The sequence below is a fragment of the Micromonospora sp. MH99 genome, from assembly GCF_021442385.1.
GTDB lineage: Bacteria > Actinomycetota > Actinomycetes > Mycobacteriales > Micromonosporaceae > Micromonospora.
Genome location: NZ_MUZA01000010.1, coordinates 84,290 through 110,349, shown reverse-complemented (window position 1 = coordinate 110,349; position 26,060 = coordinate 84,290). Strand labels below are relative to the sequence as shown.

Genomic DNA, 26,060 nt, shown 5'->3' with positions numbered 1-26,060 from the left:
CGATTCGAGCGACCATCGCTGATGGACAGGCTGTCACGGGTAACGTCGCGCGGGTGACGACGCTGCGGCTCCGCCCCGAAGGCCCGGCCGACGCCGGCCCGGTGCGTCGGGTGCTGGCCTCGGCGTTCGCCCGCCCGGAGGTGCAGACGCCGCCGGAGGTGGGGCTGGTCGATGACCTGCGCGGCACCGACGCCTGGCTGCCCGAGCTGGCAATGGTCGCCGAGTACGGCGGCGAGGTGGTCGGATACTCGCTGCTCACCCGGGTGCGGGTGCGACCCGATCGCGGTGCCGTCGCGCCCGCCCTGGCGCTCGGGCCGGTGGCGGTCGCGCCGCACCGGCAGCGGGTCGGGCACGGCAGCGCCGTGGTGCAGGCCGCTCTGGACGCCGCCACCGAGCTGAGCGAGCGGCTGGTCGTGGTCCTCGGTGCCCCGGCCTTCTATCGCCGCTTCGGCTTCGGGCCGGCCGCGGAGCTGGGCCTCACCAGCCCGTGGGCCGGGCTCGGGGAGCCCTGGCAGGCGCTGGTGCTGCCACCGTCGACCAGTGAGGAGGGTCCGCCGCCGCGCGGCGAGGTGGTCTTCCCGGCGCCCTGGTCGAGGGTCTGAAGGCGACTGCGGGCGCGGCGGTCAGGTTGGCTGGGTGCGCAGGTACCGGCCGAAGTGCGGAACGGTGAAGGCCACCGTGCCCCGTTCACCGGAGTAGATGAGCCCCTTCTTGATCAGCGCGTCGCGGGCCGGGGACAGGCTGGCCGGTTTCCGGCCGAGAGCGCGGGCGATCTCGGAGGTGGGCACCGCGGCGTCCATGTCGTCGCGGACCGCGGCACCGGACTCGCCCTCCACCAGGGACAGCGTGGCCATCGCCCGCATGTACTCGCGCTCGGCCGGAGTGGCCCGCTCGAACCGGGAGCCGAAGAAGCCGACCGCCAGCTCGGCCTCGGCCTCGGGGGCGGCGACCCGGACGTCGGCGGCGGTGATCGGCGACCGTGGCGCATGATCCCAGGTCGCCTTCCCGTACGCCTGGACGAAGTACGGGTAGCCACCGGACTTCTCGTAGAGCAGGTCGAGTGCCTTCTGCTCGTACTCCACCTCCTCGCGCTCGGCCGGCGCGCAGAGCGCCTGGTCGGCGGCGATCCGATCGAGCCGGTCGATGCGCTGGTAGCGGAAGAGCCGTTCCGAGTACGACTTCGCGGCGCTCAGCACGGCCGGCAGGTGTGGCAGCCCGGCGCCGACGACGATCAGCGGGGCGCCGATCTGGGACAGTTCGTGGCAGGCGGCGCAGAGCGCGGAGACGTCCTCCGGGCCGAGGTCCTGCATCTCGTCGATGAAGAGCGCGACGCCGGTGCCCACGTCACTGGCCACGGCGGCGGCGTCGGTGAACAGCTCGACCAGGTCGATCTCGATGTCGCCGGAGTCGGCCCGGCCACTGGCGGCGGGCACGTCGATGCCGGGTTGCCACCGGTCGCGCAGCTTCGACGGTGCCCCGGCGCGGCCGGTCGTTGTGGACCGCTGGGCGAACGCCTTGAGCACCCCGAGGAAGGCGTCGATCCGGTCCGGAGCGCGGTGCCGGGGGGCGAGTTCGCGGATCGCCATGTGCAACGCGGCGGCGACCGGCCGGCGCAGTGACTGGTCTGGCCGGGCCTCGATCTTGCCGCTGCCCCAGAGTCGGTTGATCGCCTGGGAACGCAGGGTGTTGAGCAGGACCGTCTTACCGACGCCGCGCAGGCCGGTGAGCATGAGGCTGCGTTCGGGGCGACCGCGGGCGATGCGTTCCAGCACGATGTCGAAGACGTCCAGCTCCCGCCCCCGCCCGGCGAGTTCGGGCGGGCGCTGCCCGGCGCCGGGGGCGTACGGATTGCGGACCGGATCCACGCATCGCAGAGTATCGGGCCCTCTAGCTGCGAAGCTAGATATGGATAGATGAGGCTACCGGCGTGTTGCGACCGTCGAGACAAAACTAGGGCTGTCTAGCGTCCACGCTAGACAGCCCTAGTTTCCGTGAGGGTTACCGCTTCTTCAGGCAGAGCACGTAGTCGAACACGTCGATCGCGTTGTCGTGCACGTAGTTCGCGGTCGCCTGCGGTGCGAGCGTCGCGCACCGGTCCCCGTCAGTGGTCGCCGGGATGCGCAGCAGCACCTGGTAGGTGTTCGGGCCACACGGCACCTTGCGCAGGTCCGCGTCGTCCTCGCTGCCGTCGTTGACCACGCAGTCCCCCTTGGCGAACTCCTCCTCGTCCGGGGACGGCAGGACGGGGCTCGGGGCGTCGCTGGGCAGGCCCGGCGGGACGACGGGGACGCTCAGCGACGGAGCTGGCGCGGCAGAGTCGCTGTCGCTGTCGGCGGCCTTCAACGCCGCCCAGCCGAAGAGACCGAGGCACGGGCAGACCAGGAGCAGGACCACCAGCGCGACGATGAGGGCGATCTTGCCGCCGTTCCTCTTCGCCGGCGGGGCAGGCGGCATCGGGTACCCGCCGGGCACCTGCGCAGGCCACGGCGCCGCCGGCTGGCCGGGGCCGGGCCCGGCGGGTGGGAACGGCCCCGGCGGCGCGTCCCACTCCGAGGGCTGCGGCGGCGGGCCCCACTGCGCCGGCTGCGGTGGCGGACCCCACTGCGGTGGCTGCGGTGGCGGCGCGTCCCACTGCGGTGGCTGCGGTGGCGGCGGGCCCCACTGGGGGACGGTCGGGTCGACCGGGGACGGGCCGTCGGGCCCGATCGGCGGGCGTTGGTACGGGTCGTCCGGCTGCCCGGAACCCGATGGTCCGTTGGTCGTCATCTCATCCCCAGGGGTGGGTGGTCAGCGCTGCTTCAGGCAGAGGACGAAGTCGAGGGTGTCCAGCTCGCTGTCGAAGAAGTACCAGTTGGTGTAGCCCTCGACCTTGGCGCACTTCGCCTCGGCGTCGCGTTCGCCACTGGTCGCGCCGTCGATCCGGCGCAGCACCTCGTACGACTTCGCCGTGCAGCCGCTGATCAGCAGCTTGGGCTTGCCGCCGGCCGTCCCGTCGTTGCGCACGCACTGGCCGACCTTGACGAACCGCGGGTCGGCCGACGACTCCGGCGCGGCGGCGCTCGGCGCCGGCTCGGCCGGCTCGGTCCCGGCCGCGCTCGGCGCCCCGACACCTGCCGAACCGGTCGGCGCGGCCACCGGAGCGGCAGGGTCATCGGACCGGCCGAGGAACCAGTACGCGCCGCCACCGGCCAGCGCCAGCACCACCACGACGGCCACCACAGCGATCAGCGGCCCTCTGCCGCGTCGGGGCGGGACGGGTGCGGGGTCACCGCCGTACGGGCCGTCGTCGGGCCGGTACGGCTCCCCGCCGTACGGGGGATGCGCCTCGGCCGGCCGGTACGCGCCACCGTACGGCGCCTCGGTCTCCCCGCCGTACCGTCCGCCGCCGTAGGGCGCACCGGACGGCTCAGCCCCGTACGGTGCCCCGCGCTCGCCGCCGTACGAGGGGCCGCCACCGTAGGGCCTCGCCGGTTCGCCGCCGTACGGACCGTCGCCGTAGGACCCGGGGCGCTCCGCAGGGGCGGGCGGGTAGGACTGAACCGTCGGCGGGTAGGGCTCCGGGCCGGGCGGGTAGGGCTGCTGCGGCGGCCGGCCGGGCGTCTCGTCGGGCCGTTGCCCACGCCACGGGCCTCGATAGCCCTCACCCGGTGGTCCGTAGTTCGTCATGCCGCCCTCCTGCACGAGTGGTGAGAGGCCGGCCACCAATGCGCGACGCCGACTCCGAGGTCACCGTAGCGTGGTCCACCGATGAGCTCATCTTCACCGAGCGCCGCCGCCCTGCCCGGCCGCCGCGCCGCCGCCGCGCCCACCCTGGTCTGGACCGCGTTGATCGTGGTCTACCTGCTGTGGGGTTCGACCTATCTGGCCATCCGGGTCGCGGTGGAGACGATGCCGCCGCTGCTGTCGGCCGCCCTGCGGTTCGCCGTCGCCGGCGTCGTGCTGGCGGTGGTGCTGCGGTTGCGCCGAGGGCCGGGCGCGCTTCGCGTGCAGCGTCGGCAGCTCGGCTCCGCCGCGCTGGTCGGTGTGCTCCTGCTCGCCGGTGGCAACGGCCTGGTGGTGCTCGCCGAGTCCGGGCCGCCCGGGGTGGCGGTGCCGTCCGGGATCGCGGCGCTGCTGGTGGCGACAGTGCCGCTGCTCGTGGTGCTGCTGCGCTCCTCCACCGGTGACCGGCCCGGAGTCTGGACGTTCGCGGGGGTCACGTTCGGCTTCGTCGGTCTGGTCCTGCTGGTGCTGCCCGCCGGCAGCGCGGACGCGGTGCCGCTGGTCGGCGCGCTGACGGTGGTGGCGGGGGCCGTCGCGTGGTCGGTCGGGTCGTTCCTGTCGGGACGGATCGGGGTGCCCGCCGACCCGTTCGTCGGCACGGTGTACCAGATGGTGGCCGGCGCGGTGGCGCTGGCAGTTGTCGCCGCCGGCCGGGGCGAGCTGAGCGAGTTCCACCCGGCGGCGGTCAGCACCCGGTCCTGGCTGGCGTTGGGCTACCTCATGGTGGCCGGCTCGCTGGTGGCCTTCACCGCGTACGTCTGGCTGCTGCAGAACGCGCCGATCTCGCTGGTCTCGACGTACGCCTACGTGAACCCGGCGGTCGCGGTGGCGCTCGGGGCGCTGCTGGTGGCCGAGCCGATCACCCCGCGGGTGCTGCTCGGCGGGGCGGTCATCGTCGCCGGGGTGGCCCTGGTGGTGAGCACGGAACGCCCGCGCCGCAAGGGCACGGAACGCCCGGGTCGGACAGGCGCGGAACGCTCGCGCCGAACGGGCGCGGGATCGCGATCGGGGACGGCGCGGACGGGCGACCGCCGGTAGCGTCCGGCCCATGTCGGCAGCGGCGCTGGTGGGGGTGGCGTTGCTCGGTGGGATGGTCGGATTCGTCGTACCCCCGGTGGCCCGGCGCTTCACGACCCTGCCGGCGCGGCCTCGACGCGACGCGCGGGCCTGGCTCTGTCCGCCGTTGGCGGCCGCGCTGTTCCTGGGGCTCGCCGTCGCCCAGGGTGACGATCCGGCGCTGCCGGTCCTCCTCGCGGTGGCGGCGGTGGGGTTGGTGCTGGCCGTGGTCGACCTTGCCTGTCTGCGGTTACCCGACCCGCTGGTCGCGGCGGCCTTCCTGCTGGCCCTCGGTGGCCTGACCGGCGCGGCCCTGCTGGCCGGCACTCCCGGGCGGTTGGTCGGCGCGCTTGTCGGTGCGGCGGTTTCCGGCGCGGCGCACGTGCTGCTGGCCCTGCTGCCGGGATCCCGGCTCGGCTTCGGGGACGTGAAACTCGCCGCCGTCCTCGGGTTGCCACTGGGCTGGCTGGGCCGCGACGCCCTGCTCACCGGGCTGCTCCTGCCACATCTGCTGCACGGGATCCTGGTCCTCGGCCTGCTGGCGGCGCGCAAGGTCCGCCGCGAAACCCTGCTGCCCCTGGGCCCGGCCCTGCTGGCGGGCACGTGGCTGGCCGCGCTCGTGAGCTGACCCCAGGTCAGTGTCGCGCGTGCGGTGGCTCGCTCAGATCAACCGGAGCTGGCGGTCCTTCGGGCGGCGCGGTTCGGTTTCGCCGAACCGCTCGAACAGGCCCGGGTCGATCGTGCCCAGGAACGGCGAGGGTGCGCAGTCACGTTCGGTGCCGTGTCGGGTCCTTCGGGCGGCGTGGCTGACGTACAGCCGGTCCTGCGCCCGGGTCAGGCCGACGAAGAAGAGCCGGCGTTCCTCGGCTACCGCGTCCTCGTCGGGCGTCGAGCCCGGCCAGCGCAGCGGCAGCAGCCCGTCCTCGACGCCGACCAGGAAGACCACCGGGAACTCCAGGCCCTTCGCGGCGTGCAGGGTGAGCAGGGTGACCGCCTCGGCACGCGGGTCGAGCGCGTCCACCTCCGCGCCGGTGGCCAACTGCGACAGGAACGCCTCCAGGTCGTCGCCGCAGCGGCGGGCCAGCGGGGTCAGCAGGTCCACCGCCGAGCGGACGTCGTCGGGGCGGACCGTGCTGCCGGCGCCGTCCAGGGTGGGCACCGCGAAACGCTCGGCGACCACCTGGCCGGCCAGGCGCACCCGGGCGGCCAGCGAGCCGGCCAACCCGTCGGCGTGCCGCAGCTCGCGGGCGATGGCCGCCACGCCGGGCCGGTCCCGCAGCCGGTCGTGCGAGCGCTTCTGCACCGGAATGTTGGCCCGGGTCAGGGCGTCCACGATCGGGGCGGCCTGCGCGTCGGTGCGGTACAGCACGGCGATGTCGGAGAACGAGAGCGAGGTGGTCCGGCCGTCGATCCGGCCCGAGTCCAGGGAACGGTGGGACAGGCCGCCGACCAGCTCGTCGACGGTACGCACCACGAAGTCGGCCTCCTCGGCAACCGACGCCGCCGGGTACCGCCCGACGAGTGGGGCTTCCGGGTCGAGTCGGGCCGGGTCCAGCCGCCGGCCCCGCACCAGCGAGGACGGCGCGATGGCCTGCACGGCGGCGGCCAGGATGGGCGCGGACGAGCGGTAGTTGCGGTTGAGCCGGACCAGCCGGGCGTCTGTGAAGTCCTCGGAGAAGCGCAGGAAGTAGCCGACGTCGGCACCCCGGAACGAGTAGATAGCCTGATCCGGGTCACCGATCGCGCAGAGGTTGCCGTCGGCCGGGCTGAGCAGTCGCAGCAGCTCGTACTGCACCTCGTCGACGTCCTGGTACTCGTCGACGAAGATCCACCGCCAGCGGTCCCGGTACCGCTCGACCAGCTTCCGGTCGGCCCGCAGCAGCTCGACCGGGAGGCTCACCAGCTCGTCCAGGTCGACCAGGTCCTGCTTGCGCAGCAGCGCCGTGTAGCTGGCGGCATCGTCGCCGGCCTCGGACCGCGCCGCCGCCCGCTCGCCGTCGTCGGCGATCCGGAACCCGGCCGGCAGGCCCGCCGCGTCGGCGTTCTCCCGCAGGATGGTCAACCCCAGCGCGTGGAACGTGCCGACTGTGACGTCCTCGGCGACCGGGCCGAGCAGACCGTCGAGGCGGTGCCGCAGCTCCTCGGCCGCCCGCCGGGTGAACGTGATCGCGAGGCAGTGCTCGGGAAAGACGTTCAGCTCCGCGCACAGGTACGCGATCCGGTGGGTCAGCGTCCGGGTCTTGCCGGTGCCCGGACCGGCCACGATGAGCAGTGGCCCGCCGGGCGCGGATGCCGCCACCCGCTGCATGGCGTCCAGCCGGTCCAGCAGGCCGGTGCCGACCTCCTCCATGCCGGAGAGCATCGGCTCGAACGGCTCGTGCGGTGACGGTGGCGACGCGATCGGCGGCGCGGGCGCCGGGACCGGCTTGCGCTTGGGTTCCGCCTTGGCCGCCGCCGGGCGTTTGGCCGTGGCCTTGGCCGCCGGCTCCGCGGGTCGCCGCTGCGCCGGCACGGGTACGTCGAACAGCGTCTCCTGTGCCGTGCCCGCACCCGTGCCCAGCTCCGCCGGGTCGAACAGGGTGATCACGCCGTACTCGCCGTCGTAACCCGGCACCCGGCGTACGTCGCCACGCCGCAGCCGCCCGATGCCCTCCGCGAGCACGTCACCGCCGGCCTGCGCGATGTCGGACAACGGCGTCGTGGTCAGGATCTCCAACTCGGGGCCGAGCGCGGCGAGCAGGTCGTTGAGTTTCCCCTCGACCTTCTTCGACCGGGCGCCCACCTTGTTGATCTCACCAAGGATCTCGGCGAGCGGCACCAGATGGGTGACGTCCCGGGCGTGCGCCGGGCGGTGCCCGTCGGGTCGGTCGGCCAGCTCCTCGATGCGGCTGAGCACGCCCACGGTGAGCGGCTTGCCGCACTCGGGGCAGAGCCCCCCGGCGGCCCGGGTCCGCTCGGGGGACCAGTTGACCCCGCAGAGCCGGTGCCCGTCCGCGTGGTACTTGCCCTCCTCCGGGAAGAACTCGATGGTGCCGGCCAGGCCGTCACCGGTGCGCAGCGCCTCCCGGACGGCGAAGTAGTCCCGCTCGGCGGTCAGCACGGTGGCCTCCCGGCCCAGGGCCGGCGGCGAGTGCGCGTCCGAGTTGGAGACCAGTTGGTAGCCGTCCAGGCTGCCGACGCGCCAGTTCATCGCTGGGTCGGACGAGAGGCCGGTCTCCACGGCGAAGATGTGCTCGGCCAGGTCGGCGTAACAGTCGGCGATCGCGTCGAAGCCGGACTTCGAGCCGAGCGCGGAGAACCACGGCGTCCAGATGTGCGCCGGGACGAGATAACCGTCCGGGCTCGCCTCCAGGGTGATCTCCAGCAGGTCCCGCGAGTCCAGGCCGAGGATCGGTCGGCCGTCGGAGCCGAGGTTGCCGATCCGGCCGAGCGCGGTGTTGAACCGGGCCACCGCTTCCAGATCGGGGAGGTAGATGAGGTGGTGCACCTTGCGGGTCCGGTCGTCCCGCTTGTAGATAGTGGAGATCTCCACGCTCAGCATGAACCGGACCGCGTCGGCGTCGGTGGTGCCGGCGAGTCGCGGCGGCAGCCGGCGGGCGACGTCGCGCTCCGCCTCCGGGGCGAGCCGGTAGAGCCCGGGCTCGGCCGGGCGCAGCGTCTCGGTCAGGTGGTCGTACCAGGCGGGGTGGGTGAAGTCGCCGGTGCCGAGCAGGGCGATGCCCTTGCGCCGCGCCCACCAGCCGAGGGTCGGCAACGTCAGGTCACGGCTGCACGCGCGTGAATACTTCGAGTGGATGTGCAGGTCCGCGACGAAGGGCGAACGGCCACCGGGGGGTACGGCGCTGAACGGGGGCACGCCGCATCCTGTCACGCCCGCCGCGCGGCCCGCCTTCCGCCACGCGCGGACGTGACGTCCGCTATGCCGAGCGCAGCTCCACGAGGCTGATCTGCGGCTTGGCGCCCACCCGCACCGGCGGGCCCCAGAAACCGGCGCCGTTGGTCACGTAGACCTTCGTGCCGTCGACCTCGCCGAGACCGCTGACCACCGGCTGCTGAAGCTTGACGACCAGGTTGAACGGCACCACCTGCCCGCCGTGCGTGTGCCCGGAGAGCTGCAGGTCGACGCCGTAGCTGGCCGCCTGCTTCGCGGCGAGGGGCTGGTGGGCGAGCAGGACGACCGGGCGGCTCGGATCGCGGTCACCGAGGGCGGCGGCGAAGTCCGGACCGGCGGCGAGGCCGGTGCCCGCCGGGTCCGCGTTCAGGTCGTTCACGCCGGCCAGGTCGAGCACACCGCCCCGGGCCTGGATCTCCTGTCGACGGTTCTGCAGCACCCGCAGGCCGAGACGGTCCACCTCCTGGACCCACTCCTGGACGCCGGAGTAGTACTCATGGTTGCCGGTGACGAAGAAGTTGCCGTACCGGGAGCGCAGGTCGCGAAGCGGCGCGGCGGCCGGCCCCAGTTCGGCGACCGAGCCGTCGACCAGGTCACCGACGACCGCGACCAGGTCCGCGTCGAGACGGTTGATCGCGGCGACGATCCGCTCGGTGTGCGCCCGCCCGCGCAGGGGGCCGAGGTGGATGTCCGAGACGGTGGCGATGCGCAGGCCGTCCATGCTGCGCGGGAGTTTGCGCAGGGGGATCTGCACCCGGTCGAGTTGGGGCGGGCCGAGTGCCGTGCGGACGCCGTACCCCGTGATGCCGGTGGCGGTGAGGCCGGCGAAGATGGCGGCTCCGCGGGCCAGCAGCAGACGGCGGGCCGGGTCGTGGTCCGGTGCCGCGACGGCGCCGGTGGCCGGCGGATCGGCGGGCCCGGCGGCCCCGACCAGCACCGGCTCGGGCGCGGCGGTGGTCGGCTCGGCGGCGGTCACCCGGCGGCGCAGCACCAGCCGGACGACAAGCATCGGCACTTCCAGCACGACGAGCGTGACCAGCAGGTAGAACATCACCGCGAGCCACAGGTAGCCGGGCCAGGCGAGCCAGTACAGGCCGGCCTGCGTGCCGACGAGGGTGGCCGGCACGAGCACCGCCAGCACCAGGGCGACGATCCCGCCGACCCGCCGCCAGCGACCCGGCGTGGTGGTGTCCCGGATGAGACGCTTCCACAGATAGAGATGGATCAGGCCGGTGACCAGCGCCAGGACGCCCATGAACCCCAGAACCGCCAACATGTGTGCGCCCCCTCAGCCGCCCGCGAACGGGGGCAGGACATCGATCGTGGCCCCGCCCGGCAGGGGTGCCCGACGATCATGACAGGCGACGCCGTCCACGAGGAAACTGGCCACCCGCAGCACGGCGGCGAGCCGGTCACCGTGCCGCTGGGCCAGCTCGGTGGTGAGGTCGTCGAGTGACCGGCCGGCGGCGGTGACCTCCTCGGCGCGGCCGGCTGCGGCGCGCGCGCCGGCGAAGTAGCGGACGGTCAGCGGTCTCGGTTGCACGGGTCAGCCCCCGATCGCGGACATCGGCCGGGTCGGCTGGAGGAAGGTGGGGTCGTCGATGCCGTGCCCGGCGCGCTTGCCCCACATCGCGGTGCGCCACCGCTGTGCCACCTCGTCGTCGGTCGCGCCGCCGCGCAGCGCCGCCCGCAGGTCGGACTCCTCGGTGGCGAACAGGCAGGCGCGGATCTGACCGTCAGCTGTCAGCCGGGTGCGGTCGCAGTCGCCGCAGAAGGGCCGGGTCACGCTGGCGATTACGCCGACCCGGGCCGGGCCGCCGTCGACCAGCCAGGTCTCCGCCGGTGCCGCGCCGCGCTCGGCCGGGTCAGGGCTGAGAGCGAAACGGGTACGCAGGGAGGCCAGGATCTCCTCGGCGGTGACCATCGTGCTGCGGTCCCAGCCGTGTTGCGCGTCCAGCGGCATCTGCTCGATGATCCGCAGCTGGTAGCCGTGGTCGAGCGCGAAGCGGAGCAGGGCCGGCGCCTCGTCCTCGTTGACACCGCGCATCAACACAGAGTTGATCTTTACGGGGTTGAGCCCGGCGGCAGCCGCCCCGGCGAGCCCCGCCAGCACCGCGTCGAGGCGGGGACGGCGGGTGAGCTGGGTGAACCGGGCCGGGTCCAGCGTGTCCAGCGAGACGTTCACCCGGTCCAGGCCGGCCGTACGCAGCGCGGGCGCCAACCGGTCCAGGCCGATGCCGTTCGTGGTGAGCGAGACCCGTGGGCGGGGGTCGAGCGCGGCGACCGCTGCCACGATGCCGAGCAGCCCGGGCCGGATCAGCGGCTCCCCACCGGTGAACCGCACCTCGGTCACACCGAGCCGCTCGACGGCCACCCGGACCAGCCGGACGATCTCCTCGTCGGTGAGTAGCTCCGGCCCGGCCAACCAGGGCAGCCCCTCGGCCGGCATGCAGTACGTGCACCGCAGGTTGCACTTGTCGGTGAGGGACACGCGCAGATCCCGTGCGACCCGGCCGTACCGGTCGACGAGGACGCCGTCGGTTCGTGGGGCGACACTCACCGGTCGACCGTAGCGCGCTCGACGCTGCCCAGGGCGGCTCGGGCGAGTTCGATGACCGCATCGCGGTAACCCGCGCCGAACAGCGCGGTGTGCACGAGCAGCAGATGCAGCTGGTGCAGCGGCACCCGGTCGCGCCAACCGTCGGCCAGCGGCCAGCTCTCCCGGTAGGCGGCAAGCACCCGATCGGTGTGCGCGACGCCGCCGAACAGCGCCAGTTGGGCGAGGTCGGTCTCGCGGTGCCCGCCGTGCGCCGCCGGGTCGATCAGCCAGGCCCGCTCGTCGGCGCCCCACAGCACGTTGCCCGGCCACAGGTCGCCGTGGATCCGGGAGGGCGGCTCGTCCCCGCCGAACTCGTCGACCCGGCCGATCACCTGCTCGACCAGCGCGGCGTCGGCGCTGCTGAGCGCACCGCCGTCGACCGACAGCCGCAGGTAGGGGGCGAGCCGGCGTCGCGCGAACCACGTCGACCAGGGACCGTCGTCGGGCGTGTTGTCCTGCCCGAGCGCCCCGATGAAGCCGGCCCACTCCGCACCGAAGGTCGGTGCTCCGGCCCGGTGCAGGGCCGCCAGCTCCCGACCGAGGCGTTCGGCAGCCGCCGGCGTCGGCTCGCCGGGCTCCACCCAGTCGAGCGCCAGCAGGTCGGGCAACGCCACGATCACCTCGGGTACGCCTATCGCGTCGGCCTCCCGCAGCCAGCGCAGCCCGGCGGCCTCGGCGGCGAAGAAGCCCTCGGGCACCGGCCGGTCGGCCCGCTCCGGCCAGGACTTGGCGAAGACCGAGTGACCGTCGTCCAGGGTGAGGCGGGCGGCGGCGCAGATGTCTCCCCCGGCGACCGGCGTCTCGCGGAGTCGCTGATGGGTCCGGAACGTCGGCAGGTGTGCCGGATGAGCGCGCAGGTACGCCAGGTCCATCAGCGCACGGTAGCCGCCGCCCATGACACGGCGGTGTCGTGTGCGCACATCGAAACGCGTCCACCTGCGGCAATACTTTCGGTAACTGTGGACAAGCCGCGTGTCATCCACAGGGTCTGGAAGCCTCAGCAGGCCGGACGCAGCCTTCCTGCATGACCTCGACCGAACGCGCGAAGCTCTCCGTCCGCTCGCCCGCCGACCTGATCGCCGCCGTGCCGTACCTGCTCGGCTTCCATCCCGCCGACAGCGTGGTCGCGGTCGCGCTGCGCGGCCGGCAGATCATCTTCGCCGCCCGCGCCGACCTGCCCGAACCGTCCACGGACCCGGTCGACCGTGCCCGACACCTGGCCGGGGTGATCTCTCGACAGGGCGCGGACGCCGCCACCGTGGTGGGCTACGGGCCACCCGACCGGGTGACCCCGAGCGTGGACGCCGTACGCGCCGCCCTGACCGGCGCCGGCCTGGACGTGCTCGACGCGCTGCGGGTGACCGACGGCCGGTGGTGGTCGTACCTGTGCACCGAGGCCGACTGTTGCCCACCCGAGGGTCGGCGCTACGACCCGACGGCCAACCCGGTGACCGCGTCGGCCGTGTTCGCCGGTCAGGTCGCCCTCCCCGACCGGGCGGCCCTCGTGGCGCAGGTGTCGCCGGTGGACGGCCCGGCCCGCGACGCGCTGCACGCGGCCACCGTGCGGGCGGAACGGCGACTGGTCGAGCTGGTCGAGCAGGCGCCCGCCAGTGACCTGCTCGGCGGGCGGGCGCTGCGTACCGCCGGGGTGGCGGCGGTCCGCGAGGCGCAACGCCGGCAGCGGCGCGGTGAGCGCCTCGACGACGACGAGGTGGCCTGGTTGAGCATGCTGCTGAGTCACCTGCCGGTGCGCGATCACGCCTGGGAGCGCACCGACGGTCGTGACCGGGACATCGCCCTCTGGACCGACGTGCTCCGTCGGGCCGAGCCGGAGCTGACCGCCGCGCCGGGCGCGTTGCTGGCCTTCGCGGCCTGGCGGGCGGGGCAGGGGGCGCTGGCGGCGGTCGCGCTGGAGCGCACGCTGAGCCTGCACCCCGACTACTCGCTGGCCCTGCTCCTGGACGACCTGCTCCGGCGCGGTGTGCCGCCCTCCGAGCTGGACGGCTGGCCGTCGGTAGGGATGCCCGGCGTGGTGCGCCCCCGAAAGCGGAGCCGACGTGGCCGCCGCTGACGGGGCCGCCCGGAACTTCGGTAGTACCGCTGGTGCTACCGGCGTTGGTAGGCTGGCGGCCATGACCTCGAAGCGCTCGGTGAGCCTCCCCGACGACGTCGCGGAGTGGCTCGATCGGCAGCCCAACGTCTCGGCCGCGATCACCGCTGCGGTGCGGGCCCAGATGGCCGCAGGGCACCTCCATGAGGTGCTGCGCCGAGCCGGCATCGAGGTGACCGAGGAGGGCAGGGCGCGGTGGCGTGAGCGGTTGGCGGCACCCATTCCGCCGGACGCTCTCGCGGAGGGGCGCCGGATGTTGCGAGACGCCGGATGAGCGATCAGATTGCTGCCGTGTTCGACGCGTCGGCGTTGACGGCCTACCTCAAGGGCAATGTCTCGGTGGGGGAGTTGATGCTGGAGGTCGCCGATGAGGGGCGGCAGGTGGCCGTGCCCGCCGCCTGCCTGGCGGTCGCATTCGCGGGCGCGGGCGACGAGATCGAGGCGGCGCTGCTGGGCCTGATGATGACTGCCCCGGTGATACGCCTGCTGCCGCTCGATCCCGACGACGCCCGAGTCGTGGGCACGCTGGCCCGCGCCGTCGACGGCGACATCGCATCCGGTCAGGCCGCCCGTGCGGCGGTCAGACACGAGGCGCACTACGCGACCGCGCAGCCCAAGGTCGCGGCGAAGGTGCTGCCAACCAACTGGAGCATCCTCGACCTGGCTTGACGGGTGACAAGGTGATCGCTTGACGCTCGGCGGTGGACCTCGTCGCCGTCGGCAGCGCGTGGTGCGCCAGAGACGGCGACCGATTGGTCCGCTCCAGGTCGCCGATATTGGGGTGTCCGGCGGTCGGGATGCCCCCATATCGCCGAGCTGGAGCGGATCAACCATGGGCGTGACGGCAGGGCTGTCCAACGGCAGCAGCGGACCGGCTCAGCCGACCTGGTCACTCTCCTTCACCAGATCGACGAAGCTCGCCCAGGCGACCGGCCGGAACGCCAGCGTGCCGCCGGCCCGGTCCTTCGTGTCGCGGACGAGCACGACGCTGGGCAGATTGTCGGCCACCTCCACGCACGCTCCACCGTTCGAGCTGCTGCGGGTGCTCTTGCGCCAACGGGCGCCGCTCACGTCATCCATGCTCGCGCTCTCATCAGGTCGATGGTCAGGTCTCGCGGTAGCGCTAACGACCTCACGCTATCCCAGACCGCCCAGAGCGGAGCAACGTCATTGCTGAGGCGTCCGGCCGCCTGGTCGTCGAGGTAGCCGACGTCGCCGCCGTCCGGCGTGCTGGCGATGACGAACGGCCCGGCCTGGCCGGGGTGGAACCCAGCAGTCAGGGGAAGCACATGGATCATCACGGCCGGCCGTTCGGCGAGCACCATCAGATGATTGAGCTGCTCCGCCATGATGTCTGTTCTTCCCCGGCGCAGCGCCGCCTCGTCGATGACGAAGACGGTCAGCGGTGGACGGGGTCGATCGAAGACGGCGGCCTGCCGGCGCAGCCGGGTCTCCACGTGCGCCGCGAGGTCGTCATCTGCCCAGAGTCCGCTGGTCAGCACGGCGCGCGCGTACGCCTCGGTCTGCAGGAGGCCGGGCAACACGGTGGACTCATACCACCGCAACCCGACGGCCTCGCGCTCGATGTCAGTCCAGGGCCGGAGCCATGCAGGCTCGCGCCGCTTGAACAGGTCGGGCCACAGGTCCATCTCGTCGCGGCCGAGGACCGCTGCGACCTTCGACCGGTGGCGTGTCTGAGGAATCCGTCCCGGGTTCGCCCACTTGGCCGCCGTCTTCGGATCCACCCCGATCTCAGCGGCGAGACTGTCCGCCGTCAGGCCGGATGCTGACATCGCCTCGGCGACTGCGCGGTTCATCCGCGACCCCTCCCGTACGTCCCAGACGTCCACAGGAGATATTGCTACGCAGTGTATTCGGCTGACAACCCTTGGAAGTGTTCCTTTCGAACGGCGCGGCCGGCAGGGACCCCCCAAGACCCGGCGGTCGCGTTCGTGTCGGGGCCGGCCCGCAGGCGAGCACTCCGGGGCGGCCCCTCCCAACGAGGAGGGGGACCATGCCGCCCAAACCCACGAACCCGCCACCGCTCAAGGCCGGCGACCTTGTTCGCCTGACCCGCGCCGCGAGCCCGCAGTTCGTCCGGCCGATCAGGGTCCGGGTCATCCGCGAACTCACCGACCGCCACACCTACCACGGCTGGACCTGGATCGAGGCGTACGAGCTGGGACCCAACGGCGAGGCACGGGCCAAGCGGGAGCTGTTCGTGCTCCGCGAAGGGGTCGGCCTGCTGAGGTTCGGGCCGACCAGCCGCCAGGCGACTCGGCGTGACCCGGTGCGGGCTGTCAGATGACCGAACACCAGTTGCTCAAGCCGACGTGGCGCTGCCGCACCTGCGGGATCGCTTGGCCCTGCTCGGCCGCGAAACTGCGCCTGCTCGGTCAGTACCGCGGTCGCCGTGACGAGTTGATCGAGCACCTGACGGCGCTACAGGCCGAGGCGACCGAACACCTCACCGAGCTGCACGGTGGCACGCCACCGGCTGGCCTGACTGAACGTTTCATCGGCTGGGCCCAGGCCCGGTAGCCCGCACCTCGACGCGGGATCCATGGCCACCTCGGGGGTCGGCCCGGCGACCAGGGCTGGACCTGGTCGAACCGGCCGCTGAGGTTCAGGCCGGCTGATCGACCGTGATCCTCTGCGGGCCGGCGTAGACGTTCATGGTCGGGCCGCGCAGGAAGCCGACAAGCGTCATGCCCGCCTCCTCGGCCAGCTCGACGGCGAGGGTGCTCGGCGCGGACACCGCGGCCAGCAGCGGCAGGCCCGCCATCCACGCCTTCTGGGTCAGCTCGAAGCTGGCCCGGCCGGACACCAGCAGCAGGTGCCCGGTCAACGGCAGCCGGCGTTCCCGCACGGCCCAGCCGATCACCTTGTCCACGGCGTTGTGCCGGCCCACGTCCTCGCGGAGCACCACCAGCTCCCCGGCCGGGCTGAACAGGCCCGCCGCGTGCAACCCGCCGGTGCGGTCGAACCCGCGCTGGGCGGCACGCAACCGGTCGGGCAGTTCGGCGAGGAGCGCCGCCGGCACGGTGAGCGGGTCCGCCGTGACGTCGAACAGCGACCGCGTCCGGATCGCGTCGATGCTCGCCTTGCCGCACACACCGCAGGAACTGGTCGTGTAGAAGTTCCGGGACGGATCGGTGGTGGGTTCCGGCACGCCGGGGGCGAGCACCACGTCCACCACGTTGTACGTGTTCGGCGTCTCCGCGCCGGCGCAGAGCTGGGCGGTCAGCACATCGTCGGTGGACCGGATCAGCCCCTCGGTCAGCAGGAACCCGATCGCCAGGTCCAGGTCGTCGCCGGGGGTGCGCATGGTGACGGCGAGCGGCTTTCGCCGGCCCGGGCCCGCCGCACCGACCCGGATCTCCAGCGGCTCCTCCACGGCCAGGGTGTCCGGCCGTCGGACGGCCGAGCGCCCGTCGGCCCCCGCGTTCAGGTCGATCCGCAGTACGCCCCGTCGGTCAGTCGCCCGTCCCATCCCGCCATCCTGCACCCCGGCCCGGCACACCCGCACGGCCGCCGGTCACCAGGCACCCGGCAGCGCACGCCGCCACCGGGCATCCGGCCCGGCTACCGTGACCGGGTGGGGACGTACGCCGCAGTGGTGCTCGCGGGTGGGGCCGCCCGGCGGATGGGCGGGGTGGACAAGCCCGCCCTTCCGGTCGGTGGCCTGTCGATGCGTGACCGGGTGCTGGCCGCCGTCGACGATGCCGCGCCGCGCGTGCTGGTCGGTCCGGGTAACGGTGTCGCGGACGGGGTGCGGGTCACCCGGGAGGACCCGCCCGGCGGCGGGCCGGTCGCCGCGACGGCGGCGGGGCTGGCACTGCTCGATCCCGACACGACGCTTGTCGCGCTGCTCGCCGCCGACCTCCCACTGCTCACCCGTACCGCGATCGGCGACCTGCTGACCCACCTCGACCGGGAGCGATCGGTCGAGGGGGTGTGCTTCGTCGATGCGGACGGCCGGCGGCAGTCGCTCTGCGGGGTGTGGCGTGTCGCCGCGCTGCGGGCTGGGCTGGCCCGGCTGGCCGCCGAGCGGGGCGGCAACCTGGCGGGTGCTCCGGTACGGGCGCTGCTGGCCGGTCTCGCCGTCGGGGAGGTGCCGTGGGCCGGTGACGGTCCGCCGCCCTGGTTCGACTGCGACACTGACGAGGACGTACGCCGGGCGGAGGAGTGGGTGCGATGACGGTGCTGGACGACTGGGTCACGGCAGCCTGTGCCGAGGTGGGTCTGGACCCGACCGAGGTGCCCGTGTCGGCGGTGCTGGACCTGGCCCGCGATGTCGCCCACCAGGTGTTGCGGCCGGGGGCGCCGGTCACCGCGTACCTGCTCGGACTGGCTGTCGGCAGGGGTGCCGACCCGGCGGACGCCGCGGCCCGGCTCAGCGCTCTCGCGGCCGACTGGCCGGTCCGGTTGGGCGCCGATCCCGACGACCCCACCTCCTGACCCGCCCGTCGCCGCGCCCCCGCGACCAGGCCGTCTCCACGACGCGAGGACTGTGGTGTCCGATCCCGGTCCGGGCTGATTCGACGCCCGGACGGCGTGGGTAGGGTGATCGGGACGGACGGAGGCGATCATGACGGCTGACCACCCCTCGGCGCCGGACGGTGAGCCCGACGGCACATCCGAGCCGGCGGAGTCGATCCTGCTCGACGAGCCCAGCACCACCGACCTGCGCGCCAAGGTGACGGAGGCGTGGCGGGAGTTCGCCCGGATGCTCGCCGTGCGGCTGCGGGAGTTGCCCGCCGGCGCGCACCTCGAACTGACCCTCGACCCCACCGCCTCCGGTACGGGGGACGCCGTCTACTCGATCAGCGTCGACGTGACCGGCGACGGCGGGCTCTCCGCTCGGGCCGTCGGCAACGCCGCCCTGCCGCAGGGCTTCCGGCTGGACCGTGCCGCGGTGGCGGACATGGTGGCGCTGGGCTGGTCCCCGCCCGGGGTGGTGGCCGGCTCCGGCGGCTCGTTCGGGCTGGACGGTACGACGGCGGAGGCCGGTCGGATCGCCCCGCTGCTGTCCCGCACGCTGCGCGACGTGTACGGCGCCCCGCACCCGGCCTTCCTCGTCTACCTGGTGCACGACGCCGAGGGTGAGCCGTTGACTGTGGGGCCGCTGGGCACCGCGCGCAGCGAGTTCGGGCCGGACGCCGACGTCGAGGGTGACCTCCAGGAGGCGTTGGCCGAGGCGGCCGCCGCGCAGGTCGAGCGGGACGACGTGCTCGATCTGGCGGACCGCGTCCGTACCGTCGTGTCGACGATGCTGAAGTCCGACGCCGAGCGGTTGCAGATCGACTCGGACGGCGACATCACCATCCGGGCCGGCTCGGCGATGGTCTTCGTGCGGGTGCGGGACGATCCATCCCTGGTGGACGTCTTCTCGCCGGTGCTCACGGAGGTCGAGCCGACCGAACGGCTCTACGTCAAGCTGTCGGAGCTGACCAACCGGATGCCGATCGGTCGCCTCTACTGCGCCGACGACACGGTCTGGGCGTCCATCCCGGTCTTCGGCCGCAACTTCCAGGCCACCCACCTCATGCTGGCGGTGCAGGTGATGACCGGCCTCGCCGACGAGCTGGACGACCGCCTGCACGGCGAGTTCGGTGGCAAGCGGTTCTTCGGTGAGGGCGACAAGCCGGTCCGGCGCGACGAGTCGGAGCACCGCACCGGCATGTACCTCTAGAGCACGTCCAGCAGGGTCTTGCCGACCGTCGCGCGCGCCTCGATGGCGGCGTGCGCGTCGGCGGCGCGTTCCAGCGGAAAGCGCTGGCCGATCAGCGGCCGGAGCTGGCCGGCCGCCGCGTCCGCGAGCGCCTGATCGGTGTACGCCCGCATGCGTGCGGGCGGCACGTCGGTGCGGACCAGCGTGATCTGGCGGGCTGCGGCGTCCTTGGCCGAGACCGGCGACCACGCACCGCTGGCCAACCCGAAGCTGACCATCCGGCCACCCGGGTTCAGCAGTTCGAACGCCGTCCGGGCGGTCGGCCCGCCGACGCCGTCGAACACCACGTCGACTCCACCCACCGCCTGCCGGACCTGGTCGGCCCAGCCCGGCAGGCGGTAGTCGACCGCCAGGTCGGCGCCGAGGCCGGGCAGCAGGTCCACCTTGCGTGCGCCGCCGGCCACACCGATCACCCGTGCGCCGGCGCGCGCCGCGAGCTGCACGAGCAGGCTGCCCACGCCGCCCGCCGCCGCCTCCACCAGCACCCGGTCGCCGGGTTGGACGCCGGCCGCCTCGACCAGCAGGGTGGCGGTCCGTCCGTCGGCCAGCAGGGCCACCGCGTCGTCGAGCGCCAGCCCGGCCGGCACCTCGAAGGGCGCGGACGCGTCCACCACCGCCCGTTCGGCGTGCCCGCCGGAGCCACCGGTGGCGCTGACGACCCGGCGCCCGGTCGGCGCCGGGTCGACGTCCGGCCCGACGGCGGCGATCACCCCACCGACGCCGTTGCCGGGGATCAGCGGTGGGGTGACCTGGTACGGCCCGGGTCGACCGGAGCGTAGCTGCGTCTCGATGAAGGTGATGTTCGCGTGCGCGACGTCGATCAGCACCTGGCCGGGGCCGGGTGTCGGGTCGGGCGCCGGCCCGGGCGTCAGCACCTCGGGACCGCCGAATTCACGTAACCAGATCGCCCGCATGGAGTCCCCCTCGTGTCGTGCCAGGCCGCCACGAGTCCAACACCTGAACCGCGCTTGAGGTCAAGCCCCGGTGGACGGCCCGACGCCGGGGGACTCGACCAGCCGGGACAGCACGATGGTGCTGCGGGTGGACGTCACGAACGATTCGGCGCGCAGCCGTTCCAGCGCCGTCTCCAGGTGGGCGATGTCGGCGGCCCGCAGGTGCACCAGCGCGTCCGCCTCGCCGGAGACGGTGTACGCGCCGACCACCTCCGGGTGCCGGCGGACGGCCACGCCGATCTGCGCCGGGGTGGTCCGGCCGGCGCAGAACAGCTCGACGAACGCCTCGGTGGTCCAGCCGACGGCCGCCGGGTCCACGACGGCGGTGAATCCCCTGATCACCCCCGTGGCGCGCAGTCGGTCCACCCGGCGCTTGACCGCGGGGGCGGAGAGTGACACCCGGGTGCCGATGTCGGCGTACGACGCGCGAGCGTCAGCGACGAGCAACGCAATGATCCGCTGGTCAACGGCGTCTATCTGCAACGTTCCGCCTCTGGGAAGCAATGGTTGTGGCTGTTACCAAAGTTCAACGGTACCTACTCTTGGTGACCGTGAACCAGCAGCGAGTCTCGCGAAAGCGGACATATCTCTTGTGCTCGCCCGAGCACTTCGCGGTCGAGTACGCGATCAATCCGTGGATGGACGTGACCACCCCCGTGGACCGGGAACTGGCCGTCAAACAGTGGGACCGCCTGCGCGAGACGCTGGTCGGCCTCGGCCACGAGGTGCACCTGCTCACGCCGGAGCCCGGCCTGCCCGACATGGTGTACGCCGCCAACGGCGCCTTCGTGGTCGACGGCAGCGTCTACGGGGCACGGTTCAAGCACGAGCAGCGGGCCGGCGAGGCCGCCGCGCACCACGCGTTCTACGAGGAGCAGGGCTGGCGGTTCGTCGCGCCGAGCGAGACCAACGAGGGTGAGGGTGACTTCGCGTACGTGCCGGAGGCGCACGGCGGGCTCATCCTGGCCGGGCACGGTTTCCGCACCGAGATCCCGGCGCACGCCGAGGCGCAGGAGGCGCTGGGCCGGCCGGTCGTGTCGCTGCGCCTGATCGACCCCCGCTTCTACCACCTGGACGTGGCGCTCGCCGCTCTCGACGACACGAACGTCGTCTACTTCCCGGGCGCGTTCTCCGCGGCCAGTCAGCGGGTGCTCACCCAGCTCTTCCCGGACGCGGTGATCGCCGACGACGAGGACGCGATGGCCTTCGGACTGAACCTGGTCAGCGACGGCGCGAACGTGGTGCTCAACAGCGAGGCCACCCGGCTGGCCGGGAAGCTCAAGGCCGCCGGCTACAACCCGGTGCCGGTCGATTTGGCCGAGCTGAAGAAGGGCGGCGGCAGCGTGAAGTGCTGCATCGCCGAACTGCGGCACTGACCCGAACACTGCCGCGTACGGCAGGGGCCGGCCTCCCGTCGGAGGTCGGCCCCTGCTGTTGCTTCTGGTGGGCGTTCAGCCGAGCGTGGCCAGCTCGTTGATCAGCACGTTCGACATGACCTGACCGTCGCGCTGGACCTCGCGCAGGTACCACTTCTGCTGCGGGGTACGCGGCTGGTTGAACTGCCAGATGCCGCGCGGGCTGTCGATCTGGCCGATCTTGCCGAGCGCCAGGTTGACCTGCTGCGGGGTGGGCGACCCGCCGGTCAGCTGGATCGCCTGGTCGAGCACCTGCGCCGCGTCGTACGACGCCATCGCGTAGGTGGTCGGCGTGGTCTGGTGCTTCTTGCGGTAGGCGGAGGCGAAGACCCGGTTCGACGTGTTGTTCAGGTCGGCCGAGTAGTTCAGCGCGGTCTGGATGCCCAGCGCGTCCCGGTCCAGGCTCTCCAGCACGGTGCCCTCGGTGAGGAAGCCGGGCGCGTAGACGGGCCCGGTGAACTGGTCGCGCAGTTGCTTGATGAACTCCACGGCGGCCGAGCCGGCGAAGAAGCAGAAGACGGCGGTCGGCTTCTTGCGTAGCGCCTTCTCGATGTCGGCCACGTAGGTGGCCTTGCCCGGCGTCGTGGTCGGGCTGGTGTTGGTCACCGGGTCGGCGATGCGCGGGTCGGAGGTGCCGAACTCCTGCCGGAAGCCCCGCACCACGTCCGGGCTGCCCACGTTCTCCGGCACGATGATCGCGATCCGGCCGTTCGGCGGTAGCTGGTCGCGCAGGTAACGGCCCAGCGCCCGGCCGGCCTCGTCCAGCACGTACGAGGTACGCCAGATGTAGACGACGCTCTGCAGGCTGCTCGGCGAGGCGTTCGAGCCGATGAGCGGGACCCGGGCCTCCTCCACGGTGTCGCGGATGCCGACCATCACCGCCGAGTTGACCACGCCGGTGAGCGCCAGCACGTTCTGCTTGAGCAGTTGGTCGACGGCGGCCTTGCCGGTCTTGGCGTTGTCACCCTCGTCGGCGGTCAGCAGCTCGACCGGATGCCCGCCCAGTTGCTGGCCGTGCAGGTCGAGGAAGAGCTGGAAGCCGTTGGTGATGTCGTCACCGATGGACTTGAAGCCGCCGGCCTTCGGTGCGATCAGACCGATCCTGATCGGGCTCTTGGCGGCGGCCGGCTTGCCGTCGGTGTCGGAGCCGCACGCGGCGGCGAACCCGGCCGTTCCGAGCGCGCCCAACAGTTGGAGCGCCCGCCTGCGATTCATCTGCGACACCGAGTTCCTTCCAGGAGCGTTGCAGGGCAGAACATCGCCCCTCCGGCGTTCTACCTGCTCCGCGACGCTGCGTCAATGGCTAGTGATCATCGTGCAGGGACCGCAACACAGCGAGCACCCGGGGCCACGCCGCAGACTCCGGGTCGATCAGCCCGAAATGCTCACATCCGGGCAGCTCGACAAGGGAAATATCGGATCCTGCGGCACGAGCCGCCGCGACGAAGTCCCGGCTCATCGCCACCGGCACCTGCAGGTCCGCAGAGCCGTGTACGACTACCGTGCGTGTTTGTATCGGTACCAATGATCGTGGATCGACCGCCGCGTACCGGTCCGGGAAGTCGAGTGGGCCGCCGCCGAGCAGCGCCGCCACCGCACCCGAGTCCAGATCCAGCCGGTGCGCCGCCGCGAGATCGGCCACCGGGGCCAGGGCGAGCACCCCGCTCACCGTCGACGGCGCGGTGGCCGCCGCGTACAGCGCCAGGTGGCCACCGGCGGAGTGACCGATGAGGATCGGCGCGGCCCCACTGACCCGACCGGGCAGCGCCTCGGTGGCCAGCCCCGGCAGGGCCGCGATGCCGGCCAGCGCGTCGGTGAACGTGCCCGGCCAGCCGCCGCCCGGCTGCCCCGTACGCCGGTATTCGATCTGCGCCAACGGGTAGCCCTCGGCGGCGAGCGCGGCGGCCAGCGGGCCGGTGTGCCGGCGGTCGTACTCGGCCCGCCAGAAACCGCCGTGCACCACGACGACCAGGGGCCGGGCCGGGCCGATCCCGGCCGGGCGGCGCAGGTCGGCCACCTGGTCCGGGTGGTCGCCGTACGCCACCGTCAGGTCCGGCTCGGGCGCGGGCCGGGTCAGCACGGCGCGTGGGTCGGCAGGCATGGCGCGACGGTAGCGCGCCCCGCCCGGGTGGTTCGGCCCTGGGAGTCGGTCCCGGGCGGCATGGGCCGCGCCCACTGGGTAAAGATGGACCCCATGACCGAAGCGCGCTCCGCTGAGCAGAACGACCAGCCCGGCCCCGACGACTCCGGCCACTCCGGCACCGTGGTGGTGGTCGGTCCGGACGGCCGGCCGATCGGCACCATGCAGACCGACGAGGGCCAGGGCGAGGACCCGACCCGCCTGGTAGAGCAGCCGGCCAAGGTGATGCGGATCGGCAGCATGATCAAGCAGTTGCTGGAGGAGGTCAAGGCGGCCCCGCTGGACGACGCCAGCCGGCACCGCATGCGCGAGATCCACGAGCGGTCCATCGTCGAGCTCAAGGAGGGTCTGGCCCCCGAGCTGCGCGACGAGCTGGAGCGGATCTCGCTGCCCTTCACCGAGGACAAGGCCCCGAGCGAGAGCGAGCTGCGCATCGCGCACGCCCAGCTCGTCGGCTGGCTGGAGGGCCTGTTCCACGGCATCCAGGCGGCCCTGGTCGCCCAGCAGATGGCCGCGCGGGTCCAGCTGGAGCAGATGCGCGGCGGGCGGCAGGCGCTGCCCAGCGGCCCCGGCGGCGTGGTGCCCGGGATGCCGGGCATCGGCCAGCCGGGCGGCGGTGAGGGCCACAACACCGGCCAGTACCTCTGACCTGGCCGGTCAGTCCACCCCGAAGACCTTCTCCAGGTACGCCGCCACGCCGTCCTCGGAGTTCGCCCCGGTCACCTCGTCGGCGACCGCGAGGACGGCGGGGTGCGCGTTGGCCACCGCCACACCGCGCCCCGCCCAGCTCAGCATCGGCACGTCGTTCGGCATGTCGCCGAAGGCCAGCACGTCCGCCGCGGCCACACCGAGCCGGTCGCAGTACCAGTCGAGCCCGGCCGCCTTGGTCACCCCGGTCGCGGAGATCTCCACCAGACCCGAGTACGACGAGTGCGTGGCCTCGGCCAGCCCCGCCACCGCCGCACCGATCAGCTCGACGAACGTGTCCGGGTCCTGCTCCCCGGCTCGGGCGAGCAGCTTCACGGCAGGAAGCGAGAGCAGTTCCTCCGGCGTCTCGACCGGACGGATCCGGTCGTGGTCGGCGTCCCAGCGCAGCGGATAGTGCGCCTCGTGCCGCATCTCCCGGCTGTCCAGGATCTCCACCGCGAAGCTGATGTCGGGCACCTCGGCGCGTAGCCGCTCGGCCACCTCGGCCAGGTGCTGCGGCGCGAGCGGATCGGCGCGCAGCACCTCGTCGCGTACCGGGTCGTAGACCACGGCGCCGTTGGCGCACACCGCCGGCAGCGGAGCGGCCAGCTGGTCGTACACCATCTTCAGCCAGCGGACCGGACGGCCGGTGACCAGGACGACAGGCGTGCCTCGCGCGGTGATCCGCGCGAGCACGTCGGCGGTGCGCGGGCTGAGCGTGCGGTCGTCGCGGATCAGCGTGCCGTCGATGTCGGTGGCGACAAGCGCAGGGGTGTCTCGCATCACCGGGACAGTAGCCGGTCCAGGTACACCGCCACCCCGTCGTCGTCGTTGCGCAGGGTCACCTCGTCGGCGGCGGCCCGCAGCGTCGGGTGCGCGTTGGCCACCGCGACCCGGGACCAGCCGGCCCACTCGAACATCGGCAGGTCGTTGGGCATGTCGCCGAAGACCAGGACGTCCGCGGGGTCGACCCCCAGGCTCTGCGCCACCACGGTCAGCCCGGTCGCCTTGTCCACGCCGGGCGGGCAGATCTCGATGAACCCGAGCCCGGCCTGGGTGAGCGTGGCGACCTGCGGCGGGACGATCCGGCGGGCCACCGCGAGCAGTTCGTCGACGTGGTGGTCGGCCGTGCGGGCGAACGCCTTGATCACGTCGCAGGAGAGGCACTCGGCGCGGCTGCGCGCCTCGAACCGGTCCTGGTAGGGCCAGCTCTCGTGGTAGTCGCCCCAGAGGGGGGCGTCGTGCTCGTCGGACGCCTCGACCATCACGGTCAGCGGACCGACCTCGGCCTCCAGATCGGCGAGCAGCCGGGCCAGCACCTCGGCGGGCAGCCGCTCGTCGCGCAGCACCACCGGACCGGTCGGGTCGCTCTGGTCGACCACCCGTCCGCCGCCGGCCATCACCAGGAAGTCGGCGGCCCGGATGTCGTTGCGGGTCAGCTCGGTCAGTCGGGGGCCGCGGCCGGTCGCGCCGACCACCGGAATGCCGGCGGCCCGCACCCGGTCGAGCACCCCATGGGTGTACGCGGAGACTGTGTCATCGCTGCGGACCAGCGTTCCGTCGAGGTCGGTCGCGATCAGCTTGGGCAGTCCTGGGCGGGTCATCGTTCCTCCTTCGCCCGCCGCCGTCGCACCTGCCCTGGCCAGGAAAGCGAGGCCCGGCGTGACGGCGGGCAGCAACCGTACCTCGGGAAACGGGCCCGAACCATGTCT

29 protein-coding genes and 1 pseudogene are annotated in these 26,060 nt (G+C 73.0%); 13 read left to right on the top strand and 17 right to left on the bottom strand.

Features of this window, described 5'->3' with window-relative positions; translation table 11 throughout:
• Positions 1–53 precede the first annotated feature (53 nt).
• On the top strand, positions 54–602 hold the full coding sequence (locus B0E54_RS08260) for a GNAT family N-acetyltransferase (RefSeq protein WP_234582673.1): 549 nt from the start codon (positions 54–56) through the stop codon (positions 600–602).
• A gap of 21 nt (positions 603–623) precedes the next feature.
• Here the strand turns inward: B0E54_RS08260 and B0E54_RS08255 are convergent, their stop codons facing one another.
• From B0E54_RS08255 to B0E54_RS08245, 3 genes and pseudogenes are all read right to left on the bottom strand, one after another.
• On the bottom strand, positions 624–1,865 hold the full coding sequence (locus B0E54_RS08255) for an ATP-binding protein (RefSeq protein ID WP_234582672.1): 1,242 nt from the start codon (positions 1,863–1,865) through the stop codon (positions 624–626).
• A gap of 133 nt (positions 1,866–1,998) precedes the next feature.
• Positions 1,999–2,454 carry a hypothetical protein gene (locus B0E54_RS32745; RefSeq protein ID WP_308195342.1) on the bottom strand — a complete coding sequence of 152 codons (456 nt, stop codon included), beginning with the start codon at positions 2,452–2,454 and terminating at the stop codon, positions 1,999–2,001.
• 333 nt (positions 2,455–2,787) lie between these two features.
• Positions 2,788–3,258: pseudogene (locus B0E54_RS08245) on the bottom strand (flagellar basal body protein FliL); the annotation flags it as partial.
• Between the two features lie 489 nt (positions 3,259–3,747).
• On the opposite strand from B0E54_RS08245, the gene B0E54_RS08240 reads away from it, so the two are divergent.
• Entirely contained in the window at positions 3,748–4,800 is a 1,053-nt protein-coding gene (locus tag B0E54_RS08240) for an EamA family transporter (protein ID WP_234582670.1), read from the top strand.
• Positions 4,801–4,810: 10 nt separating this feature from the next.
• Complete coding sequence (locus B0E54_RS08235; protein ID WP_234582669.1) at positions 4,811–5,446, top strand: prepilin peptidase; 636 nt, start codon at positions 4,811–4,813, stop codon at positions 5,444–5,446.
• Between the two features lie 33 nt (positions 5,447–5,479).
• Here B0E54_RS08235 and B0E54_RS08230 read toward each other — a convergent pair whose 3' ends face one another.
• The 5 genes from B0E54_RS08230 to B0E54_RS08210 form a co-directional block, all read right to left on the bottom strand.
• Entirely contained in the window at positions 5,480–8,674 is a 3,195-nt protein-coding gene (locus B0E54_RS08230) for a UvrD-helicase domain-containing protein (protein ID WP_234582668.1), read from the bottom strand.
• Between the two features lie 61 nt (positions 8,675–8,735).
• Positions 8,736–9,986: a metallophosphoesterase gene (locus B0E54_RS08225; protein ID WP_234582667.1), complete on the bottom strand. Its 1,251-nt coding sequence runs from the start codon at positions 9,984–9,986 to the stop codon at positions 8,736–8,738.
• A gap of 12 nt (positions 9,987–9,998) precedes the next feature.
• Positions 9,999–10,253, bottom strand: coding sequence for a MoaD/ThiS family protein (locus tag B0E54_RS08220; protein WP_234582666.1), 255 nt, complete (start codon positions 10,251–10,253; stop codon positions 9,999–10,001).
• A gap of 3 nt (positions 10,254–10,256) precedes the next feature.
• Positions 10,257–11,270: a GTP 3',8-cyclase MoaA gene (moaA, locus tag B0E54_RS08215; RefSeq protein ID WP_234582665.1), complete on the bottom strand. Its 1,014-nt coding sequence runs from the start codon at positions 11,268–11,270 to the stop codon at positions 10,257–10,259.
• Positions 11,267–12,181: a fructosamine kinase family protein gene (locus tag B0E54_RS08210; protein ID WP_234582664.1), complete on the bottom strand. Its 915-nt coding sequence runs from the start codon at positions 12,179–12,181 to the stop codon at positions 11,267–11,269. The genes moaA and B0E54_RS08210 overlap by 4 nt, the downstream gene beginning before the upstream one ends.
• Positions 12,182–12,333: 152 nt before the next feature.
• Between B0E54_RS08210 and B0E54_RS08205 the strand changes: the two genes are divergently transcribed.
• From B0E54_RS08205 to B0E54_RS08195, 3 genes are all read left to right on the top strand, one after another.
• A complete protein-coding gene (locus tag B0E54_RS08205) occupies positions 12,334–13,380 on the top strand; it encodes a DUF4192 domain-containing protein (RefSeq protein WP_234582663.1) in 1,047 nt (348 codons plus the stop codon).
• A 61-nt stretch (positions 13,381–13,441) separates the two neighbouring features.
• On the top strand, positions 13,442–13,693 hold the full coding sequence (locus tag B0E54_RS08200) for a hypothetical protein (RefSeq protein WP_234582662.1): 252 nt from the start codon (positions 13,442–13,444) through the stop codon (positions 13,691–13,693).
• On the top strand, positions 13,690–14,088 hold the full coding sequence (locus tag B0E54_RS08195) for a hypothetical protein (RefSeq protein WP_234582661.1): 399 nt from the start codon (positions 13,690–13,692) through the stop codon (positions 14,086–14,088). Before B0E54_RS08200 ends, B0E54_RS08195 begins: the two co-directional genes overlap by 4 nt.
• Before the next feature lie 207 nt (positions 14,089–14,295).
• Here B0E54_RS08195 and B0E54_RS08190 read toward each other — a convergent pair whose 3' ends face one another.
• Complete coding sequence (locus B0E54_RS08190) at positions 14,296–14,490, bottom strand: DUF397 domain-containing protein (protein WP_234582660.1); 195 nt, start codon at positions 14,488–14,490, stop codon at positions 14,296–14,298.
• Positions 14,487–15,236: a DUF5753 domain-containing protein gene (locus tag B0E54_RS08185; protein ID WP_234582659.1), complete on the bottom strand. Its 750-nt coding sequence runs from the start codon at positions 15,234–15,236 to the stop codon at positions 14,487–14,489. The genes B0E54_RS08190 and B0E54_RS08185 overlap by 4 nt, the downstream gene beginning before the upstream one ends.
• 197 nt (positions 15,237–15,433) lie before the next feature.
• Here B0E54_RS08185 and B0E54_RS08180 point away from each other — a divergent pair, with 197 nt between their 5' ends.
• Positions 15,434–15,727: a hypothetical protein gene (locus B0E54_RS08180; protein WP_234582658.1), complete on the top strand. Its 294-nt coding sequence runs from the start codon at positions 15,434–15,436 to the stop codon at positions 15,725–15,727.
• Positions 15,724–15,960, top strand: coding sequence for a flavin reductase (locus tag B0E54_RS08175; RefSeq protein ID WP_234582657.1), 237 nt, complete (start codon positions 15,724–15,726; stop codon positions 15,958–15,960). Before B0E54_RS08180 ends, B0E54_RS08175 begins: the two co-directional genes overlap by 4 nt.
• A gap of 85 nt (positions 15,961–16,045) precedes the next feature.
• On the opposite strand, the gene fdhD is transcribed toward B0E54_RS08175, so the two are convergent.
• Positions 16,046–16,912, bottom strand: a complete 867-nt coding sequence (fdhD, locus tag B0E54_RS08170) for a formate dehydrogenase accessory sulfurtransferase FdhD (protein WP_234582656.1) — start codon at positions 16,910–16,912, stop codon at positions 16,046–16,048.
• A 105-nt stretch (positions 16,913–17,017) separates the two neighbouring features.
• Here fdhD and B0E54_RS08165 point away from each other — a divergent pair, with 105 nt between their 5' ends.
• The 3 genes from B0E54_RS08165 to B0E54_RS08155 all read left to right on the top strand — a co-directional run bounded on the left by B0E54_RS08165 (position 17,018) and on the right by B0E54_RS08155 (position 19,114).
• Positions 17,018–17,620: a molybdenum cofactor guanylyltransferase gene (locus B0E54_RS08165; protein WP_234582655.1), complete on the top strand. Its 603-nt coding sequence runs from the start codon at positions 17,018–17,020 to the stop codon at positions 17,618–17,620.
• Positions 17,617–17,880, top strand: a complete 264-nt coding sequence (locus B0E54_RS08160) for a DUF6457 domain-containing protein (RefSeq protein WP_234582654.1) — start codon at positions 17,617–17,619, stop codon at positions 17,878–17,880. Before B0E54_RS08165 ends, B0E54_RS08160 begins: the two co-directional genes overlap by 4 nt.
• 130 nt (positions 17,881–18,010) lie before the next feature.
• Positions 18,011–19,114: a YbjN domain-containing protein gene (locus tag B0E54_RS08155; RefSeq protein ID WP_234582653.1), complete on the top strand. Its 1,104-nt coding sequence runs from the start codon at positions 18,011–18,013 to the stop codon at positions 19,112–19,114.
• On the opposite strand, the gene B0E54_RS08150 is transcribed toward B0E54_RS08155, so the two are convergent.
• Positions 19,111–20,067, bottom strand: coding sequence for a zinc-binding dehydrogenase (locus tag B0E54_RS08150; RefSeq protein ID WP_234582652.1), 957 nt, complete (start codon positions 20,065–20,067; stop codon positions 19,111–19,113). The two genes, B0E54_RS08155 and B0E54_RS08150, sit on opposite strands and share 4 nt — an antisense overlap.
• A gap of 60 nt (positions 20,068–20,127) precedes the next feature.
• Positions 20,128–20,589, bottom strand: a complete 462-nt coding sequence (locus tag B0E54_RS08145) for an Lrp/AsnC family transcriptional regulator (RefSeq protein ID WP_234582651.1) — start codon at positions 20,587–20,589, stop codon at positions 20,128–20,130.
• A gap of 59 nt (positions 20,590–20,648) precedes the next feature.
• Between B0E54_RS08145 and ddaH the strand changes: the two genes are divergently transcribed.
• On the top strand, positions 20,649–21,482 hold the full coding sequence (gene ddaH / locus B0E54_RS08140) for a dimethylargininase (protein WP_234582650.1): 834 nt from the start codon (positions 20,649–20,651) through the stop codon (positions 21,480–21,482).
• Between the two features lie 75 nt (positions 21,483–21,557).
• On the opposite strand, the gene B0E54_RS08135 is transcribed toward ddaH, so the two are convergent.
• Positions 21,558–22,745: an ABC transporter substrate-binding protein gene (locus B0E54_RS08135; RefSeq protein WP_234582649.1), complete on the bottom strand. Its 1,188-nt coding sequence runs from the start codon at positions 22,743–22,745 to the stop codon at positions 21,558–21,560.
• Positions 22,746–22,824: 79 nt separating this feature from the next.
• Entirely contained in the window at positions 22,825–23,622 is a 798-nt protein-coding gene (locus B0E54_RS08130; protein ID WP_234582648.1) for a S9 family peptidase, read from the bottom strand.
• An 84-nt stretch (positions 23,623–23,706) separates the two neighbouring features.
• On the opposite strand from B0E54_RS08130, the gene B0E54_RS08125 reads away from it, so the two are divergent.
• Positions 23,707–24,309, top strand: coding sequence for a bacterial proteasome activator family protein (locus B0E54_RS08125; RefSeq protein WP_234582647.1), 603 nt, complete (start codon positions 23,707–23,709; stop codon positions 24,307–24,309).
• 9 nt (positions 24,310–24,318) lie between these two features.
• On the opposite strand, the gene B0E54_RS08120 is transcribed toward B0E54_RS08125, so the two are convergent.
• Both B0E54_RS08120 and B0E54_RS08115 read right to left on the bottom strand, forming a co-directional pair.
• On the bottom strand, positions 24,319–25,131 hold the full coding sequence (locus B0E54_RS08120; RefSeq protein WP_234582646.1) for an HAD family hydrolase: 813 nt from the start codon (positions 25,129–25,131) through the stop codon (positions 24,319–24,321).
• Positions 25,131–25,952, bottom strand: a complete 822-nt coding sequence (locus B0E54_RS08115; protein ID WP_234582645.1) for an HAD family hydrolase — start codon at positions 25,950–25,952, stop codon at positions 25,131–25,133. Before B0E54_RS08115 ends, B0E54_RS08120 begins: the two co-directional genes overlap by 1 nt.
• Between the last annotated feature and the right edge of the window lie 108 nt (positions 25,953–26,060).

Excerpts from the sequence above, each read along its gene's own strand:
- B0E54_RS32745 (WP_308195342.1), bottom strand. The coding sequence starts at position 2,454 with ATGCCGCCTGCCCCGCCGGCGAAGAGGAACGGCGGCAAGATCGCCCTC.
- B0E54_RS08240 (WP_234582670.1), top strand. The coding sequence starts at position 3,748 with ATGAGCTCATCTTCACCGAGCGCCGCCGCCCTGCCCGGCCGCCGCGCC.
- B0E54_RS08235 (WP_234582669.1), top strand. The coding sequence starts at position 4,811 with ATGTCGGCAGCGGCGCTGGTGGGGGTGGCGTTGCTCGGTGGGATGGTC.
- B0E54_RS08225 (WP_234582667.1), bottom strand. The coding sequence starts at position 9,986 with ATGTTGGCGGTTCTGGGGTTCATGGGCGTCCTGGCGCTGGTCACCGGC.
- B0E54_RS08210 (WP_234582664.1), bottom strand. The coding sequence starts at position 12,181 with ATGGACCTGGCGTACCTGCGCGCTCATCCGGCACACCTGCCGACGTTC.
- B0E54_RS08205 (WP_234582663.1), top strand. The coding sequence starts at position 12,334 with ATGACCTCGACCGAACGCGCGAAGCTCTCCGTCCGCTCGCCCGCCGAC.
- B0E54_RS08200 (WP_234582662.1), top strand. The coding sequence starts at position 13,442 with ATGACCTCGAAGCGCTCGGTGAGCCTCCCCGACGACGTCGCGGAGTGG.
- B0E54_RS08195 (WP_234582661.1), top strand. The coding sequence starts at position 13,690 with ATGAGCGATCAGATTGCTGCCGTGTTCGACGCGTCGGCGTTGACGGCC.
- B0E54_RS08185 (WP_234582659.1), bottom strand. The coding sequence starts at position 15,236 with ATGAACCGCGCAGTCGCCGAGGCGATGTCAGCATCCGGCCTGACGGCG.
- B0E54_RS08180 (WP_234582658.1), top strand. The coding sequence starts at position 15,434 with ATGCCGCCCAAACCCACGAACCCGCCACCGCTCAAGGCCGGCGACCTT.
- B0E54_RS08175 (WP_234582657.1), top strand. The coding sequence starts at position 15,724 with ATGACCGAACACCAGTTGCTCAAGCCGACGTGGCGCTGCCGCACCTGC.
- fdhD (WP_234582656.1), bottom strand. The coding sequence starts at position 16,912 with ATGGGACGGGCGACTGACCGACGGGGCGTACTGCGGATCGACCTGAAC.
- B0E54_RS08160 (WP_234582654.1), top strand. The coding sequence starts at position 17,617 with ATGACGGTGCTGGACGACTGGGTCACGGCAGCCTGTGCCGAGGTGGGT.
- B0E54_RS08155 (WP_234582653.1), top strand. The coding sequence starts at position 18,011 with ATGACGGCTGACCACCCCTCGGCGCCGGACGGTGAGCCCGACGGCACA.
- B0E54_RS08150 (WP_234582652.1), bottom strand. The coding sequence starts at position 20,067 with ATGCGGGCGATCTGGTTACGTGAATTCGGCGGTCCCGAGGTGCTGACG.
- B0E54_RS08130 (WP_234582648.1), bottom strand. The coding sequence starts at position 23,622 with ATGCCTGCCGACCCACGCGCCGTGCTGACCCGGCCCGCGCCCGAGCCG.
- B0E54_RS08125 (WP_234582647.1), top strand. The coding sequence starts at position 23,707 with ATGGACCCCATGACCGAAGCGCGCTCCGCTGAGCAGAACGACCAGCCC.
- B0E54_RS08120 (WP_234582646.1), bottom strand. The coding sequence starts at position 25,131 with ATGCGAGACACCCCTGCGCTTGTCGCCACCGACATCGACGGCACGCTG.
- B0E54_RS08115 (WP_234582645.1), bottom strand. The coding sequence starts at position 25,952 with ATGACCCGCCCAGGACTGCCCAAGCTGATCGCGACCGACCTCGACGGA.